Origin of the sequence: Crocosphaera sp. (assembly GCF_030064895.1) — a bacterium.
Lineage (GTDB): Bacteria > Cyanobacteriota > Cyanobacteriia > Cyanobacteriales > Microcystaceae > Crocosphaera.
On sequence record NZ_JASJEB010000089.1, the window covers coordinates 22,026 to 38,924 of the forward strand.

At 34.9% G+C, this 16,899-nt stretch carries 16 protein-coding genes and 2 pseudogenes; 15 read left to right on the forward strand and 3 right to left on the reverse strand.

Going from position 1 to position 16,899, the window contains the following annotated elements; genetic code table 11:
• Positions 1 to 12 precede the first annotated feature (12 nt).
• The 7 genes from QNJ66_RS18195 (at position 13) to QNJ66_RS18225 (ending at position 7,216) form a co-directional block, all read left to right on the forward strand.
• Positions 13 to 1,455: a transposase gene (locus QNJ66_RS18195; protein WP_300509448.1), complete on the forward strand. Its 1,443-nt coding sequence runs from the start codon at positions 13 to 15 to the stop codon at positions 1,453 to 1,455.
• 125 nt (positions 1,456 to 1,580) lie between these two features.
• Complete coding sequence (locus tag QNJ66_RS18200; RefSeq protein ID WP_300509450.1) at positions 1,581 to 1,946, forward strand: PEP-CTERM sorting domain-containing protein; 366 nt, start codon at positions 1,581 to 1,583, stop codon at positions 1,944 to 1,946.
• Positions 1,947 to 2,069: 123 nt separating this feature from the next.
• Positions 2,070 to 2,822, forward strand: a complete 753-nt coding sequence (grpE, locus tag QNJ66_RS18205) for a nucleotide exchange factor GrpE (protein WP_300509452.1) — start codon at positions 2,070 to 2,072, stop codon at positions 2,820 to 2,822.
• 250 nt (positions 2,823 to 3,072) lie between these two features.
• Positions 3,073 to 5,154 carry a molecular chaperone DnaK gene (gene dnaK, locus QNJ66_RS18210; RefSeq protein ID WP_300509454.1) on the forward strand — a complete coding sequence of 694 codons (2,082 nt, stop codon included), beginning with the start codon at positions 3,073 to 3,075 and terminating at the stop codon, positions 5,152 to 5,154.
• 348 nt (positions 5,155 to 5,502) lie between these two features.
• On the forward strand, positions 5,503 to 6,087 hold the full coding sequence (locus tag QNJ66_RS18215; protein ID WP_300509456.1) for a PEP-CTERM sorting domain-containing protein: 585 nt from the start codon (positions 5,503 to 5,505) through the stop codon (positions 6,085 to 6,087).
• 446 nt (positions 6,088 to 6,533) lie between these two features.
• Positions 6,534 to 6,770: a hypothetical protein gene (locus tag QNJ66_RS18220; protein WP_300509458.1), complete on the forward strand. Its 237-nt coding sequence runs from the start codon at positions 6,534 to 6,536 to the stop codon at positions 6,768 to 6,770.
• Positions 6,770 to 7,216 carry a type II toxin-antitoxin system VapC family toxin gene (locus tag QNJ66_RS18225; protein ID WP_300509460.1) on the forward strand — a complete coding sequence of 149 codons (447 nt, stop codon included), beginning with the start codon at positions 6,770 to 6,772 and terminating at the stop codon, positions 7,214 to 7,216. Before QNJ66_RS18220 ends, QNJ66_RS18225 begins: the two co-directional genes overlap by 1 nt.
• An 82-nt stretch (positions 7,217 to 7,298) precedes the next feature.
• Here the strand turns inward: QNJ66_RS18225 and QNJ66_RS18230 are convergent, their stop codons facing one another.
• The 3 genes from QNJ66_RS18230 to QNJ66_RS18240 form a co-directional block, all read right to left on the reverse strand.
• Positions 7,299 to 7,535 carry a hypothetical protein gene (locus QNJ66_RS18230; protein WP_300509462.1) on the reverse strand — a complete coding sequence of 79 codons (237 nt, stop codon included), beginning with the start codon at positions 7,533 to 7,535 and terminating at the stop codon, positions 7,299 to 7,301.
• 149 nt (positions 7,536 to 7,684) lie between these two features.
• The gene (locus QNJ66_RS18235) at positions 7,685 to 8,707 is read right to left on the reverse strand and encodes a 2-hydroxyacid dehydrogenase (RefSeq protein WP_300509464.1); all 1,023 of its coding nucleotides are present in this window, start codon (positions 8,705 to 8,707) and stop codon (positions 7,685 to 7,687) included.
• 280 nt (positions 8,708 to 8,987) lie between these two features.
• Positions 8,988 to 10,364, reverse strand: coding sequence for a Rieske 2Fe-2S domain-containing protein (locus tag QNJ66_RS18240; RefSeq protein ID WP_300509466.1), 1,377 nt, complete (start codon positions 10,362 to 10,364; stop codon positions 8,988 to 8,990).
• 95 nt (positions 10,365 to 10,459) lie between these two features.
• On the opposite strand from QNJ66_RS18240, the gene QNJ66_RS18245 reads away from it, so the two are divergent.
• The 8 genes and pseudogenes from QNJ66_RS18245 to QNJ66_RS18280 all read left to right on the forward strand — a co-directional run.
• Positions 10,460 to 11,392 (forward strand): GNAT family N-acetyltransferase, encoded by a 933-nt coding sequence (locus tag QNJ66_RS18245; RefSeq protein WP_300509467.1) that lies wholly within the window; start codon positions 10,460 to 10,462, stop codon positions 11,390 to 11,392.
• Between the two features lie 14 nt (positions 11,393 to 11,406).
• Positions 11,407 to 12,309, forward strand: a complete 903-nt coding sequence (locus QNJ66_RS18250) for a DUF4351 domain-containing protein (RefSeq protein WP_300509469.1) — start codon at positions 11,407 to 11,409, stop codon at positions 12,307 to 12,309.
• A gap of 3 nt (positions 12,310 to 12,312) precedes the next feature.
• Positions 12,313 to 12,573: pseudogene (locus QNJ66_RS18255) on the forward strand (DUF4351 domain-containing protein); the annotation flags it as partial.
• Positions 12,574 to 12,585: 12 nt separating this feature from the next.
• Positions 12,586 to 12,759, forward strand: a pseudogene (locus QNJ66_RS18260) (DUF4351 domain-containing protein); the annotation flags it as partial.
• Positions 12,760 to 12,851: 92 nt separating this feature from the next.
• Positions 12,852 to 13,085, forward strand: a complete 234-nt coding sequence (locus tag QNJ66_RS18265) for a hypothetical protein (RefSeq protein ID WP_300509471.1) — start codon at positions 12,852 to 12,854, stop codon at positions 13,083 to 13,085.
• 49 nt (positions 13,086 to 13,134) lie between these two features.
• Complete coding sequence (locus QNJ66_RS18270; protein ID WP_300509481.1) at positions 13,135 to 13,380, forward strand: UPF0175 family protein; 246 nt, start codon at positions 13,135 to 13,137, stop codon at positions 13,378 to 13,380.
• Positions 13,377 to 13,877: a DUF3368 domain-containing protein gene (locus QNJ66_RS18275; RefSeq protein ID WP_300509473.1), complete on the forward strand. Its 501-nt coding sequence runs from the start codon at positions 13,377 to 13,379 to the stop codon at positions 13,875 to 13,877. The genes QNJ66_RS18270 and QNJ66_RS18275 overlap by 4 nt, the downstream gene beginning before the upstream one ends.
• 136 nt (positions 13,878 to 14,013) lie before the next feature.
• Positions 14,014 to 16,899, forward strand: a 2,886-nt coding sequence (locus tag QNJ66_RS18280; RefSeq protein WP_300509474.1) for a lectin-like protein, incomplete at its 3' end; no start/stop codon positions are given.

Here is a 16,899-nt window from a genome sequence, read left to right on the forward strand (position 1 = left end):
ATTAGCAATGTCATGGCAAAACCCTATAATAATAGTATGAATTACCAAACACAAAAAATATTATTAACGGGAAATGTAGATGATGAAGTTCACGCTTACCTTTTATGGTGCTGTGAACAATCTAATAAGTTGTATAATTCTGTTTTATTTTCAATTCGTCAAGATTACTTTGAAAATTGTAATTACAAAACTTGGTTTGACAAGAATGATAATTACAGAAGGAGTCGCAGTTTAAGACGAATTAAAATAAGTTATGCTCAACTATGTCAAGAATTCAAGGATAACTTTCATTATCAAGCAATAGGAGGTCAACAAGGACAACAAACTATCAAGTCAGTAGTAGAAGCAATCAAAGGGTATAACCAGCTTTTACCAATGTGGTTTAATGGGGAACTGAAAGACAAACCATTAATTCCTAATTATCGTAAAAAAGGATTATATCAAGTGGCTTTTACTTCTCAAAATATTCGATATGAAGCACTCTGTGGATGTTGTTATTTACCCATTGCCAATTCTCAAAGAAAGGAATTAGAAACACCATCAATTGTTATCCCTAGTGGTGTTAAGTTTCAATCAGAAGATATAGCAGAGGTAAGAATTATTCCCAGCAATGGTAAATTATGGGCAGAATATGTTTATAAAACTCAGCCCCTTCTAGCATCAAATCTTGATTATTCTCAGGCTTTAGGTATAGATCATGGTGTTAGCAATTGGCTTAGTTGCACTTCAACTCAGGGTAATTCATTTATTGTCAATGGCAGAAAAATCAAGTCAATTAACCAAAGATATAATCGTTATGTCGCTAAATACAAACAAGGGATGCAGCGAGGTCTTGAAGGTTTCCCCCACTCCCTATTGCATCAAGAAGGGAAATGCCAAGAATATTGGGATGATAACTTAGACAAAGTTACTCATAAGCGTAATTGTCAGATGCGAGACGCTGTTAATAAAGCAGCTAGGTTGGTTGTTAATTACTGTTTAAAACATCAAATTGGCAACATAGTTTTTGGTTGGAATGATGGACAAAAAGATTCGATTAATATTGGTAAAACCAATAACCAAAACTTTGTCCAAATACCTAGTGCTAGGCTAAAAAAACGTATCCAACAATTAGCAGAATCCGTAGGCATTGTCTTTACTGAAACTGAAGAAGCCTACAGTTCTCAAGCTAGTTTTCTTGATAATGATTTAGTACCAAAATATGGTGAAAAACCCAAGGGGTACAAGTTTAGTGGAAAGCGAATTAAGCGTGGATTGTATCAAACTGCTAAAGGATGGTTAGTAAATGCTGATGCTCAGGCAGCAGCTAATTGCTTAAGAAAGGTAGCCACACAGCTAGGTTTAGACCTAGCCAGGGTGGGTAAGGGATCTTTGACTGTTCCTAAACGGTATGACCTCAATTGTCTAACTCGATCATATCGTAAGGGTGCCGAAGCACGGATTTATCCTGCGTAGGCACATCCGCTAGAATCCAGGCGATTTTAATCCCTGGAGAAGTCAAAGCTAATGCGGCTTCAATAATTTATGATTTTGAAGTCAGTATCAGTTCAGGTTCTTTAGTAGGGGAAAACTATTTTGGATTGCTTGAATTTGATGACTCTGATTTATCTATCTCCCAATTTAGTTTTGACTTTGAGGGGATTAACTACACTGAAGCAGATTTAATTGATCCAGAAATATTTTTCGATAATGGTCAATTTTTAGGATTGGTTGCTGATGTTATCGATACCGATGTTGAATTTTCTTTTCTAGAAGCAGTCCCTGTTATTAACGAACCCGCCAGTTTTATATACTTCATTGATGGACAAGAAGCAGGAGGAGAGATTGCCTATACTCTTCAGAATAACGATTCTCTGGTTGCAGTTCCTGAACCATCGACCCTTTTGGGTAGTATGATCATAGTCGCCTTTGGACTGGGCAGCCTGGTTAAACGTCAAATAAAATAGGCAAAATTAGCGAAAACTCACCGATTAAGGTGGGTTTTTAATGAGTGGGAGTTTTTGCGATCCCCTGTTCCTTTATAATGATCTATAGATCATTATTAAAAATGGGTTATAGATTTTAACAGAATGTCTACCACACAAAACGAGCAACAACTAGAAAAAAATATAGAAACCTCCGAAGTTGAATCAAAGGATGACACCCCTGTGACTGCTGAAAGCGAAACCACAGTAGAAACGGTAGTAGCTTCTCCAGAAGAGGAAACCTCTGAAGAAGAAGTAGAAACCACTGTTTCTGAAGTCACTCCAGAAGAGTCCCCAGAAACAAAAATTAGTGCATTAACAGAACAAATAGAAGCCCTACAAAATAAACTGCAAGAACAAGCCCAACAATACGATCTGCTGAAAAACAGTCAAATTCGCCTCACAGCCGAATTTGACAATTATCGTAAACGAACCGCTAAAGAAAAACAAGACCTAGAAACTATGGTCAAAAAGAATACCATTGGGGACTTATTATCAGTGGTAGATAACTTTGAGAGGGCCCGCAACACCATCAACCCGGCCAATGATGGAGAAGCAGCTATTCACAAAAGCTATCAAGGAGTATATAAAAATCTAGTAGATGGTCTCAAACGCTTGGGAGTAAGTCCCATGCGTCCCGAGAATGAACCCTTTGACCCTCTCTATCACGAAGCCATGTTACGGGAATATACCGATGAATATCCAGAAGGAACAGTCATCGAAGAATTAATGCGTGGTTATATGTTAGGAGAACAAGTTTTACGCCATGCCATGGTTAAAGTAGCTGCCCCGAAACCCACGGAGTCTTCCGAAAATACCGAAACTTCCACCTCTGATGAAACCCCGAAGGCAGAATAAATTAAGTAATTATCCCTAAAACTCTAGTAGAATTAATGGGTATTATAAAAGTGATAGATAGCTAAACTATTAGCTAATCAAACCGTAGGCTATACTATGGGAAACCTTTGGACATAAGTGGCCAACGATTCGCTCATCTTTATCCGAAGTAAAACTCAATGTGTCATACTATGTCGCGTTATCTCAGTTTTATTATCCCTGTTAGTTGTCAGCGATTTAGCTAAAGATGAACGATTGAAAAACAAGTGCTATGGGAAAAGTCATTGGCATTGATCTAGGAACGACAAATAGTTGTGTAGCCGTTTTGGAAGGGGGCAAGTCCATCGTCATCCCTAGCGCGGAGGGAGGACGAACTACCCCCAGTATTGTTGCCTTTGCTAAAGGTAATCAACGTTTAGTGGGACAGTTAGCCAAACGGCAAGTAGTAACCAATGCAGAAAATACCATCTACAGCATTAAAAGGTTTATCGGACGACGTTGGGAAGAAACTACAGAAGAGCGATCGCGGGTTCCCTACCTCTGTGTTACAGGAAGAGACGATATGGTTCATGTGGAAATTCGCGGGCAACATTATACGTCCCAAGAAATTTCCTCGATGATTTTGCAAAAATTAAAAAAGGATGCCGAAGACTATTTAGGAGAACCCGTCAGTGAAGCGGTGATTACGGTTCCTGCCTATTTTACCGATGCTCAGCGACAAGCCACCAAAGATGCTGGAACTATCGCCGGCCTAGACGTGCGCAGGATCATTAATGAACCAACGGCCGCGGCCTTGGCCTACGGTTTAGATAAACAAGACGATGAGCAATATATCCTTGTTTTTGACTTGGGAGGAGGAACCTTTGACGTTTCCATCCTCCAACTAGGAAATGGGGTCTTTGAAGTCAAAGCTACGGCCGGTAATAATCATTTAGGGGGAGATGACTTTGATAATGCCGTTTTGCAGTGGATGGTGGAAAATTTTAAACAAAGCGAAAATATAGACCTCAGCCGCGATAAAATGGCTTTGCAACGACTGAGAGAAGCGGCGGAAAAAGCGAAAATTGAACTCTCTAGTATGTTGACCACTTCCATTAACCTCCCATTCATCACCGCCGATGATACTGGACCCAAACACCTAGAAACAGAATTAACCCGCGCCCAGTTTGAAGAGTTAACGAAGGATTTAACCCAAGCGACTCTACAACCTCTCACCCAAGCCCTCAACGACTGTGAAATCGATGTCAAAGCCTTAGAAAAAGTGGTTTTGGTGGGGGGTTCAACCAGAATGCCGGCTATTCACCGTGTCATTCGAAAGGTTTTTCCCAATAGTCAAATGGAACGCTCGATCAACCCGGATGAAGCGGTGGCCTTGGGGGCAGCCATTCAAGGAGGCGTTTTAGGGGGTGAAGTCAAAGATGTTTTATTGTTGGATGTCACCCCTTTATCTCTGGGTATCGAAACCTTGGGGGAAGTCTTTACCAAAATTATTGAACGCAACACCACTATTCCCACCAGTAAGTCTCAGGTGTTTTCTACGGCTACTGATGGTCAAACCTCTGTAGAAATTCATGTTTTACAGGGTGAGAGGGCGATGGCCAAGGATAATCGCAGTTTAGGAAAATGTCTCTTGGCTGGTATCCCTCCTGCCCCTAGAGGAGTGCCACAAATTGAGGTTAGTTTTGAAATCGATGTCAACGGTATTTTAAAGGTAGCGGCACAAGATCAAGGTACAGGAAAAGAACAGAGTATTGTTATTAGCCATACAGGTGGTTTGAAATCCACCGAAATTGAGCGAATGCAGAAAGATGCTAATAAATACGCTGAAGAAGATCGTCGTCAAAGGAGGATGATTGAGGTCAAAAACCAAGCGGATAGTTTGTTCCACACCTATCAAACCACCCTCCAGGAAAATGGTGACTTGATTGGGGATGATCTCAAAGTCAAGGCTAAACAGAAAAAAGAACAACTAGAAGCTGCGTTAACTAATTCTGGCCTCAGTTTAGATAAATTAAAGGCTTATGTGGATGAATTTAGACAAGTTATTCTTACCATTGGCACAGAAGTTTATAAACAGGCTAATGCTAACGGCAGAGAGTTTAATAATACTTTTGCTGAAACCTTAGGAGAACCCTTAACAACTTCAACTGCCCCTGTTCCCTCTTCACCGAAAACACCAGCAACTAAGTCTTCTTTTGAGACAACAGTATCTTATCAAAGCACTGCTTCTATTGATCTCAATTCCTTAGAAGATTTAGATGAGCTTGAAGGTATTGATGTAGATGAATTAGAAGTTACTTTCAGTTTTGATGATGATGAAACTATTTCTAATGATTATGAGGCAGTTGATTAATATTAAAGGTAGGGTGGGCAAATACTTAAACAGTAAGAACGATGAGCTTTAACAGATAATAATTGCCCACCTTGATAATATTAATAAATAGATCAGGTTTATGATGGGCAATTGTTTAATATTCTTTAATTAATCTTCAAAATGCTCTAGTTTGCCCACCCTAAAAAGTTATATCCAAGAAGTACACAAGGATTTTACTAGGTAAAGAAAACAGAGATTTTCAAGATAAACTCGATTTTTGATGTTTCTAACCGATTATCAATTGTTTGTCAATCAACTGGTTAAAAATCAAAATATGTTATATATTATTAAAACATTGTTTTTAATAATCTCAATATAGTCTCAATTATGAAAAATATAGTTTTATTTTCCAGTACAATTTTAATTACTACTTCTGGATTGATATTAGGAAAAATAGAAAATTCTTTAGCTTTAACTTTCAATTGGAGTTATTCTGCACCTGGAATAGAAGCAAGTGGAACATTAATAACTAATGATATCAGTGATGATAATGGTTTTTATTTAATTACGGATATTACTGGTAAGCGAAACGATGAAATTATTATAGGTTTATCACCAAGTGGTACTTCAATACCAGGAAATGAACCGTTTGAACTTGATAATTTAATTAGTCTTAATGAGGAACAATTAACATCTAGTGGTTTAGGTTTCTTTACATCTGAAGGTAATTTTATAAACTTATTTTTCGCTGACTTTTTAGAACCAGCAGGTTATTTTGAAATTTTCTCTGCTCCTCCTTTTATCCCAGGTTTTGAAAATTTTGGACCAGAAGATAGTGAATTACCTGTTATTTTTAAAGCTACTTTAGTTTCTGTCCCCGAACCTTCAACCATTATTGGATTAGGAGTATTAGCAAGCTTTGGAATTGGAACAGGATTTAAACGCAAATTGGCCAAACCTAAGAAAAAATAAAATTTGACATCAAACTTTTATTTAAAAATCCTCCTGTGATTATATGGGGGATTTTTTATATTTCTAGAATCGCATAACTGTATTTATTTGAGTCTAACAACTTATTAACTATTCAATCAAAGACTTTCGCTAGTTTTTTCTCAAGTAAAAACCGATAATAGAAATGATCACACATCACGGTGAGTCCTACTTACACCTTTATAATAAACAAGGTTCTACAGTATGAATTATACTAAATCCTGAGAACGATAAATAGACCAGACTGATGGTGTGCAATTCTTTAATATTCTTTAATTAATCTTCAAAGTTTTCTAGCTTGCCCAGCCTACTTAACTTCTAACTTTTGACTTGTGAAGTGCTAGTTTAAGATTTATGTTAAGATTAAGTTAACCAAGATAATTAGGTTAGTTTACTGATTAATAAGTCTGTTAAAAGGAGTCAAAGAAATGAATATTGAACAAGCGATTATCTCAGCTTTAAGGAAACTTCCTCAACAAAAAAAACAAGAAGTTTTAAAGTTTACTGAATCCTTCATTAATGGTCATTCACTTCCTTCTCCTGACCCCAATCTTACCCCAAACCAAAGAGCAGAAAAATGGCGGAAATTTGTTGATAGTCACTCGTCAGATAATCCCTCTTTACCAGAGTCAGCTTTACACCGTGATACTATGTACGAAGACTAATGACGAGTTATTTATTAGATACTAACATTTTGTTAAGGTCAGTAGACCCTAATTCGGAAAATTGTTCTCTAGCTAGAAATGCTGTGAATAAGATTATAGAAGAAGGAGGAAACTGTTATATTACACCCCAGATATTAGTAGAATTTTGGGTAGTAGCAACACGCCCCATTAATGTTAATGGTTTAGGGTGGACAACCCAGAAAACTCAGGAAGAAATTAACGAATTTTTATCTCAATTCTCTTTATTAGTAGAAACTGCTGATATATTTATGTTTTGGTTAAATCTGGTAAGTGAATATGACATTAAAGGAAAACGGACTCATGATATCAGATTAATAGCTGTTATGAAAACTTATAATATTACTCATTTATTAACATTCAATCCCACTGACTTTATTCCTATTCCTAACATCACTATCCTTCGTCCTCAAGACCTTATTCAATAAATATATCAGACTGCTGGTGGGCAAGTGTTTAATATTCTTTAAATTAATCTTCAAAGTTTTCTAGTTTGCCCACCCTACAAAGTTATATCCAAGGTATGCTATCCATTAATTTTTCAACACTGGTAAATGAGGCAATTAGGCCAGCAGTGATTGATGATACTGCGACACCAATTATACCCTGAACAATTGAAGGATTACTATGGGCAAAAATTGAATAAGACCAGTAAAGCAAAGCTAAAAAGATTCCTACCGATGCACCAGCAAAAAAACGTTTCACTAGCTTGAAAGAAGGTGGTTTTTCAGAAGATTGCTGACTCATTATTCTACTCTAATATTGACTTAATGTGGAGTGGACAAATGCTTAAAAACTCAGAACAATAAATAGATCATAACTCAAAGTTTTCTAGATTGCCCACTGTACAAACTTTATTTAATAGAAACAATGGGAAAAATAGTTTTACAGAATAATTACTTTTGTTGATTTTTCCCCGAAACTTTCACTTCATTGGTTAATTCTGATCCTTGTTGCCAACTGTTAATATTAGTAATGGTAGTTTGAGCAATGGATGTCAAAGCATTCCTAGTAAAAAATGCTTGATGGGCAGTAATAACTACATTTTGAAAAGACTGTAATAGTTGAAAAGTATCGTCCTTAATAATACTATCAGAATAGTCTTGAAAAAATAGCTCTTCTTCTTCTTCATAAACATCTAAACCAACATAAGCAATTTTCCCCGATTTTATCCCTTCAATAACAGCACGAGTATCTACTAATTGTCCGCGACTGGTATTAATTAACATCATCCCTTTTTTCATTTGTTCAATGGTTTTTTCATTAATAATATGATTAGTTGATGGTAATAAGGGACAGTGGAGTGAAATGATATCAGAGTTGGCTAATAATTCTGGTAACTCAACGTATTTAGCTCCTGGTATTGCTTTAAACTGTTCGCTAGGATAAACATCATAACCTAATAAATTACAACCAAAACCTTTCATAATTTGAGCAAAAATTGTGCCAATTTTACCAGTACCAATAACACCAACAGTACTTTCATGTAAGTCAAATCCTAATAAACCATCTAGGGTAAAATTATCATCTCTAACTCGATTATAAGCCTTATTTAATTTGCGATTTAACATCAAAATTAAACCCACTGCGTGTTCTGCCACTGCGTAGGGGGAATAAGCAGGAACTCTCACAACTTTTAAACCCAATTCGTTGGCTACGTGCATATCAATCATGTTATAACCGGCACAACGTAGGGCAATTAATTTAGTTCCTTGTGCAGCTAAAATTTTGAGGGTTTCTGCATCTGCAATATCGTTAACAAAGATACAAACACAGGGAAAATCTTTGGCTAAAGAAGCTGTTTTTGGGTTTAATTGTGTCTTAAAATATTCTAATTCGTGGGAAGAATTAAGTTCTTTATTAGCGAGATCCAAAAATTGACGATCATAGGAACGGGTACTAAATACAGCAACTTTCATAATGGATAATTTTTAGATTTACTTAATTGACAAATTAGTTAGTTTGGTTATAGCATTTTTTTTGATAATTTTCAATTAATTTTATTAATTAATTTCTTTAAAAAAAGGAAGTTTTTTGGTAAGCATTCAGCCCTAATTTTTTAGGTTTCACTCACATCTTACACCTTTGATAAAAGTAGCTAGTTTAGAGAGAGAAAACCATCTATTAAGCTTTATTCTCACCACACTCCTCATTTAATAAATTTTTCAAAGAGTATTGAGAGCAAGGGTATTTCATCCCTTATTCTTTCAAGTTTCTTGGGGGAATTTCTCGACCTTTGAAAAATTGTTTTTCTAAACGGCTTAAAGCAAACCAGCTAATGACACCCAAAGGAACAGTTACAATTGATAACATCATACCCCATAGAGAAAGATTGTCAAAAATTAACAGTAAGCCGATAATAACTGACCAAATGACCGAAGTAGCGATCGCTACTCCTACTTTTAGCCGTTGTATGTTCTTGAGTGCTGTACGACAACTACTACAATGTTTTGTGTGAGAATGATAGCGATCTAACAGTATTTCTGAGGATAGAGCAGGACTTAGAGATTTTTCTGGAAATAACTGTGCTTGATATTGATTTATCCAACTGTGTAATTCAAAAACAAATAAATCAGCTTTTGTGGGTAAATAAAAAGCTTTTGCAACGTTAGCATTTCCCCCTTTTTGTTCTAGGAAGCGTTCTTGATGGTGTAAGAAAATTTGATCATCTTCTAACACTCCATTTTGTCCGATATGAGAATACCAACGAGGGGTTAATTTAATAAATAGTTTGGGTATTGGAGAAGAAAACTTGAACGGAAAACGAGCAAACAAGCGACATTTTCCTTTAGTAATAGGGGTCGCATAAACAACGGTTAAAGTTCTACCAAATTGCTTGGAAGTGAGGTCATGATACATCATTCCAGGGGCAAGAAATGTGGTTTCTTGTCTTCCTAAAGTGCCTTTTCTTGGACCTTCTTCCCATACCCCTTTGAATCCCCATTTTCCTGACTCAATAACTTCTAATTCTACGGAAGAAACATTGGCACGGTTGCCGACACTTTTATGATGGGTGTAAGGAATATGGCTAGAATCTAAGACATTTTCCATGAGAGTTAAAGCGTCATAAGGTAAGTCTCGAAAGGTATTTAAGCAAACCCATTCATCATTATCTTCCTCTAAAACATCTACCATAGGGATGGGTGTTTTTTCCGCATTTTCTTCTTTTCCAGCATAGACAAATAATAAGCCTTGTTTCACCTGAGTTGGAAAGCTTTTAACCGATGCTCTAGAAGATTTTTCAGCTTTTCCTTGTGGGAGTTGTTGAGGAATCACTTCACAGTTTCCTTGTCCAGAAAATGCCCATCCATGATAGGGACATTCTAAACAACCGGACTCATTGATTCTTCCTTCTGATAAAGGAGCTAAACGATGGGGACATTGATCTTCAAATACAGACCATTGATTATTCTTTTGATCCCACCAAATAACAATATTTTTTTCTAATAAGGTAAAGGCTGTGGGTCTTTTTTTGTCCAAATCCTCAATATAATGAACAGGATACCAGACCTCTTGCCAATCAAAATAGTCGGGGTCGTTTCCCCCTATTATTAAAGAATTTTCTTGATTAATCATCTCTATACCTGCATCTTTTCCAACTTATATTAATTTATGTAACAATCTTACCGTAAAACTTGCCTTACTTTCGATAAGTAATTAGTTCACCAACAATGTCTAACTCCAAATTCCTGATGATGTACTCTCAACGACTGGCTACCCCCAATGATGCAAATGCGATCGCCCCTCTCTGGATGGCTTTTTTAGAAGAGCGAGCGCAGCATGATCTCTCAATGGTTCTCATCCCTGATTTTGACTATGTATCCTACGTCAAACAGAAGTTAGAATCTCGTTCTATTCGCACTTTTGTGTTGGAATCTAGTGAAAATAGGCAAATTGTTGGCTTTTTATGCGTTTATTTTCATGATGAACTCCCTTCGTTAAATTATGAAGGGATGACGCATACTCCTTTTCAACCCCGTCGTATTGGTGGGGCGATCGGAATGTATGTTCAACCGCAACACCGTAAACCTGAGGCCATTACTTTATTAGTTCAAAGTGCGATCGCTTTATCTGAAGAACTGAAAATTACCGATTTTGATTTACTCATTAGTATGGAACAAACGGGAGTTCATAAGTTATTGGAACGGTTTGGCTTTAAAAAGGCTGCTATTCAATACACAAAACATTCTGAAATAGAGAAATCTGAATTACCAAGGTTAGAATCTCCTGTATCTGAGGAATTATCTGTGAAAATGCCTACTCCTAGCATGATTCCTCTACGAGATCCGAAGACACAGCAACCTGTTATTAATCCCAAAGGAAAACAGGTGTTTTTACACCCACTTAAAAATGAGTTGGGAGAGAATTTAAAAAGTAGTAATGGTTTACCTATTTATGGCACTCCTTTACGAGATCCCCAGACACAAGAATGGGTCTTTAATGAATTAGGAGAATTAGTTATTTGTCCTGTTGTTTTAGATGAGTTTGGGAAGGTTAAAGAAAAGCTGGGAATTCCTCTTTTCAAAAAACCTATTTATGAAATGGTTGACGGTAAATTAAGGTTGAAAAAAGATGATGAAGGAAATTATTTATTTGAAGAGTAATCAAGGAATTTATTATGATTGATCATGATCGTTTATTTAAGGAATTAATTTCTACATTTTTTGTAGAGTTTATCGATTTATTTTTTCCTGAAGTGCTTACCTATCTAGAACAGGATTCAATTACCTTTTTAGATAAGGAAATATTTACCGATGTAACGGAGGGAGAAAAGTATGAAGGTGATTTAATTGCTAAGGTTAAATTTCAGGGAAAAGATGCTTATTTTTTGATTCATGTGGAAGCACAAGCAACAGCTAAAGCGCAATTTAATCGACGAATGTTTACTTATTTTGCGCGTTTTCATGAGAAATTGTCTTTACCTGTGTATCCTATTGTCATCTTTTCTTATGATAGTCCTAATAAAGAAGCAGACAAACAATATGAGGTAATATTCCCTGATTTTAAAGTATTAGAATTTAATTATCAGGTCATTCAATTAAATAGTTTAAATTGGCGAGATTTTCTCAATCAATCTAACCCTGTTGCCTCTGCATTAATGGCAAAAATGAAGATTGATCCTAAAGATCGACCTAAAGTTAAAGCAGAATGTTTGCGGTTATTGGTAACATTGAAATTAGACCCTGCTAGAATGCAATTAATTTCAGGGTTTGTGGACACTTATCTAACCTTAAATCGTTCGGAAGAAATACAATTTCAAACAGAAATTAACACATTTAGTCAACCCGTACAGGAGGATGTTATGCAAATTACTACCAGTTGGATGAGACAAGGTATTGAACAGGGAAATGAACGAGAAAAAGCCTTTATTATTCGACAAATCAAACGAAAGTTAGGGGATATTCCTGCATCATTACAAACTAAAATTACAGAGTTAACTATTGATGAAGTGGAAGCTTTAGGAGAAGCTTTATTAGATTTTTCTAGCATTGATGATTTAGTTAACTGGTTAAATATTTGAGTATTTCAAACAGAAATTGATACATTTAGTCAACCAGTACAGGAGGATGTTATGGAAATTAGTACCAGTTGGATGCGTCAAGGTATTGAACAAGGTATTGAACGACAGAAAGGGGTTATTATTCGTCTGATTAAACAAAAGTTAGGGAATATTTCTCCATCATTAGAAACGGACATTATGGGATTAACTATTGATCAGGTGGACAGTTTACTAGAAGCTTTATTTGATTTTTCTACAGTTAATGATTTAAGAAACTGGTTGTCGGAACGAGGTATTGAACAAGGAACAAGGTCTCATATAATTTCCCAACTTAAACGAAAGTTCGGGGATATTCCTGCATCATTAGAAACTGACATTATGGGATTAACTATTAATGAAATTGAAGATTTAGGAGAAGCTTTATTAGATTTCTCTACTATTGATGATTTAGTTAACTGGTTCAATATTTGAGTATTTCAAACAGAAATTGATACATTTAGTCAACTATACTAAAATCAATCAACATAGTTCATCAAGACAGAGGTTAAATTATTACTCAAGCAATGATTCAAGACACAGTTATTTTAAACAAGTTTCATCAGTTAACACCAGAACAACAACAACAAATGCTCGATTTTATGGATTTTTTGTTATTTAAAAAGGAGATCAAAGATGATACAAGTCCTCAAATAAAATCTAAACCCGCTTTAGCAGGAACACAACCTTTTGAATTTCTGGCAACACCTGAAGAATCAGGAATTCCTGTCAATGAATGGAACATGGAACATTTTAACTGAATTTGATGAATATTATTTTTGTTTTTTATCAAGTAAAATAGGAGAAACGATGAGTCTAGTAATTCCCCAAGAAGTCATGAAAGCAAGTGGTTTATCAGAGGATGAACTTTTGCAGGAGATTATTCTTATGTTGTTTCAACAGGAAAAAATCAGTTTAGGAAAAGCGAGTGAACTATTAGGAATACCTCAATTTAAGTTTCAGAGCTTACTATCTGAAAGAGGAATTTGTGTTCACTATGATGTGGCTGAATTTCAAGAGGATGTTCATTATTTGAAAAGCAAGAATTGGTTATGATTATTGTTAGTGACACTTCTCCTCTAAGTAATTTAGCTATTGTTGGTTATGTATCACTTCTAAAAGAGATTTATACCACGGTAATTATTCCTCAAGCAGTTGCTAATGAATTAAATAATGTAAATGATGAGGATATGGAGATTAAACAGCTATTATCTTTAGAATGGATACAGATTGAACAAATCACTAATTCAGAATTGGTTAAACGTCTAAGAAATGAAAACAATTTAGACTTAGGTGAAGCACAAGCGATAACCCTTGCGCTGGAATTAAAAGCAGATGACTTATTAATTGATGAACGTCTTGGGAGACGGGAAGCAGTCCGTTTAGGATTATCTATTACAGGAGTTTTAGGAGTTCTTTTGGTAGCTAAAGCAAGGGGCTTAATTTCTAGTGTTAAACCAATTATTGATGCGCTTATTACCAAAGCTAAGTTTCGCATTAGTCATCAACTTTATGAAGAAGTCTTACGCACTGCTAATGAATTAGATTGTTAAATTATTTGTAGGGATTTAATACTATTAAACTCACCTTAACCCCAAGGCCAAACCTAAAACTAACCTTAAAAACAAACTGCACAACTAGAGACTGACATTATCATTAACTCAACTAATTTAAGGAAAATACTCCACAATGAACACTAAATTAGCTATAGAGTTATTAGCAGAATTTCATAATGATTTAACAGCATTTTTATCTGGTTTAGGGTTGTTGAATAATGAAACAGCCATTAACTATTTAAAAACTGTATTTGATGCTGCTTTTCAAGTATTTTTAGATGATTATGATAATTTAAAAGCTAAACTTACTGTTACATCTTCTCAGATAGAAACCGTTGAAGAGAGTTTAACTATTGCTGATGATTATTATCGGGTTGAAGAGGAAAGGTTACAAAATTTACTAGCAGATAAAGCTGCTTTAGTTAGCGAGATTGAGATATTTGAGGAGCAAAAAGAATCTATTGAAAAGTTTTCTGATGAGGAAAAGTTAGTTATTCAAGCTAAGGTTGATGAGATTAAAGAAGATATTTTTGAGACAGAGGCAACAATATCACAGCTTCGTCAAAATCCCAATAGTAATAAGCAACAAATTTATGTTTTAGAGAGAGAGTTAAATGCTCATATTTTGAGATATTCTTTACAAAAAGATTTATTATCCTTGAGTGGGTTAGATACTGCTCAAAAATTAGAGTCTGTTAAGTTACAAATACAGCAGCAAACAGAAGATTTAGAAACGTTAAATAATCAGGATATTGTTGAACAGGAAACCATTGTTAATAATGCGAATCAAAATTTATCTGATTTACAAAGCGAGTTAGAAGAGTTACAAGCAACTGCAAACTTAGCAGAGACAGAATTAACTAATTTTGAAACTATTAATGCTTATTTATTAGCTGAAGATGTCACAGAATTTTTAGATTGGAATATTGATGAAGACACCCCCGAAGTTGTCAAGTTGTGGCAACAATATTTAGCAGTGGAAGGGGAAGAAATCATCTCAGAAAGATTGACTTCTTTACAGTCTCAAGTAGCGTCAGAAGAATCAGTAACGCTTGCTTTAGAAGCGGATAGTATTGAAGGTTATGTTATTTTAGGTGCGGAGTTAGCAGAGGAAATTGAAAGTTTATCTGCTATTTGGTTAGAGAATTTACAAGAGTCTCATCAGTTGACCGTTGATGTCTGGAATTTATCGGAAAAACGCACGGAAGCAGTTAATGAGTTAGAGACTTATATAGAAGATAATTTAGCTGATCCAGAAGGGGAATATTTATTAGATAAAATTCAGTTACAAGAAGCGATCGCGCGTCAAGAAGCGCAAGTTAATTATGCTGATGCTTTAGGGGAGTCTGTTGATAGTTTAGAAGAGGCGATCGCTGTTTTAACTACTCAGCAACAACAGGTTAATTTATTATCTGAAAAAATTAATCATATTTCTAAATTAACGACTTATGAACAGGGATATGCTGCGTTACAAGATATATTAAATAGATTAGATTCTGTCAATGAAAGTGATTATCAATCGTCAAATGAGCAAGTTATTAAAGTCACTGAAGAATTAATAGATTTTTTAAGTAGTAATAAACAATTTCCTGAAATTGTAGATCAATTAAATGAGATTCTAAATAATTATAAATCTTTTTATCAAGCTAATTCAGAAATTTATTCAAATAAGTATCAAACATACATAAATATTGATACTCAAAAAAATATTGACTTAGATATAGTTTCTGACAATAAAAAACAAGTACAAGAACAAGCTTTATCAAAAGGCGCAAAGTTGAGTAATGTAACTGGAAATTATTATTTTATAGGTCATTCTGTTAATAATTGGTATGCAGCTAGAAATGAAGGAACGGCCGCTGGTGGACATCTTGTTGCCATTAACAGTTGGGAAGAACAAAGATGGTTAAATAAAAATTTCGGTTATCTTACTTATTGGATAGGTTTAACAGATGAAGTTTCAGAGGGACATTGGCGATGGGTTAATGGAGAACCTATTACTTTTACAAATTGGATTCCTGGAGAACCTAATAATAAGCGTAATGAAGATTATGCTTATAGTTATGGTAGTGGAAAATGGAATGATGTAGATCCTATAACTGATTGGGGTGGTAGTAAACGTGGTCTTATTGAGATTAACTATAGTCTTTTTGATCAACAAATAAAAGAAATTAATTATCAGGCAATTGCTGATCAAGCGATAGTCGCTGATGAAATAGACGCATTACATGATCAAGGAATTAAGCTTTTAATTAACCAAACTTCTGAAATATTACGTCCTTTATTAATTAATAAACTAGATGATGAGATAAATAATAAAACTCAAGGTTTAGTTAGTGAAATTGATTTAGAAATTTCAAGTATTAACTATTTAACGTCTCAAATTACAGTTGAATATGAAGGTAAGAAATATTATGGCGAATTGACTTATGATAACTCAGCTTTAAAATATCAAGCTGAAGAATGGTTAAGTGGAGATAATATTAAAGAATTTTCATTTAATTTTCTTGGTAAAACTTATACTCGTAATGATTTTTATTGGAGTGAAAAGGGGATTTCTTTAGGTTTTTTTGATGGTGATCCTGTTGCTGCACTTTTTGCTTTTAATACCCCTGATGGTCATAATTTTGGTTTTGGACAAGAATCTAATTCTAATATAAATTGGAGTAATGGGTTTTTACAATGGGACTTTAATAACTCTAAATGGATTGAAAATGTAGGAACACTTGATTTTTCAGATCCAGCTAACACAGAAATTTTAGAACAGCAGGAACAATGGTTAGAAACGAATTTACAGAATTACATTGAACAGAAACAAAACAATTTTACACAAGATATAACCAACCAAGAAAAAAAAATCAATAACCTCCAAAATTTAAGAGTAGAAATCGCATACTTAACCCTACAAGCAGAACAAAATCCAGATAAATTACAAAATTATTTAGAAGAATATTTTAATCCTATTGGTGATGGTTCATTTTCTGAATATATTAATACGAGTTCTCATGGCAGTTTTCTT

Coding starts and splice junctions, on each gene's coding strand:
- QNJ66_RS18250 (WP_300509469.1), top strand. CDS start 11,407: ATGATTGATCATGATCGTTTATTTAAGGAATTAATTTCTACATTTTTT.
- QNJ66_RS18225 (WP_300509460.1), top strand. CDS start 6,770: ATGACGAGTTATTTATTAGATACTAACATTTTGTTAAGGTCAGTAGAC.
- QNJ66_RS18240 (WP_300509466.1), bottom strand. CDS start 10,364: ATGATTAATCAAGAAAATTCTTTAATAATAGGGGGAAACGACCCCGAC.
- QNJ66_RS18235 (WP_300509464.1), bottom strand. CDS start 8,707: ATGAAAGTTGCTGTATTTAGTACCCGTTCCTATGATCGTCAATTTTTG.
- QNJ66_RS18275 (WP_300509473.1), top strand. CDS start 13,377: ATGATTATTGTTAGTGACACTTCTCCTCTAAGTAATTTAGCTATTGTT.
- QNJ66_RS18195 (WP_300509448.1), top strand. CDS start 13: ATGGCAAAACCCTATAATAATAGTATGAATTACCAAACACAAAAAATA.
- QNJ66_RS18220 (WP_300509458.1), top strand. CDS start 6,534: ATGAATATTGAACAAGCGATTATCTCAGCTTTAAGGAAACTTCCTCAA.
- QNJ66_RS18215 (WP_300509456.1), top strand. CDS start 5,503: ATGAAAAATATAGTTTTATTTTCCAGTACAATTTTAATTACTACTTCT.
- QNJ66_RS18230 (WP_300509462.1), bottom strand. CDS start 7,535: ATGAGTCAGCAATCTTCTGAAAAACCACCTTCTTTCAAGCTAGTGAAA.
- QNJ66_RS18270 (WP_300509481.1), top strand. CDS start 13,135: ATGAGTCTAGTAATTCCCCAAGAAGTCATGAAAGCAAGTGGTTTATCA.
- dnaK (WP_300509454.1), top strand. CDS start 3,073: ATGGGAAAAGTCATTGGCATTGATCTAGGAACGACAAATAGTTGTGTA.
- grpE (WP_300509452.1), top strand. CDS start 2,070: ATGTCTACCACACAAAACGAGCAACAACTAGAAAAAAATATAGAAACC.
- QNJ66_RS18245 (WP_300509467.1), top strand. CDS start 10,460: ATGTCTAACTCCAAATTCCTGATGATGTACTCTCAACGACTGGCTACC.
- QNJ66_RS18265 (WP_300509471.1), top strand. CDS start 12,852: ATGATTCAAGACACAGTTATTTTAAACAAGTTTCATCAGTTAACACCA.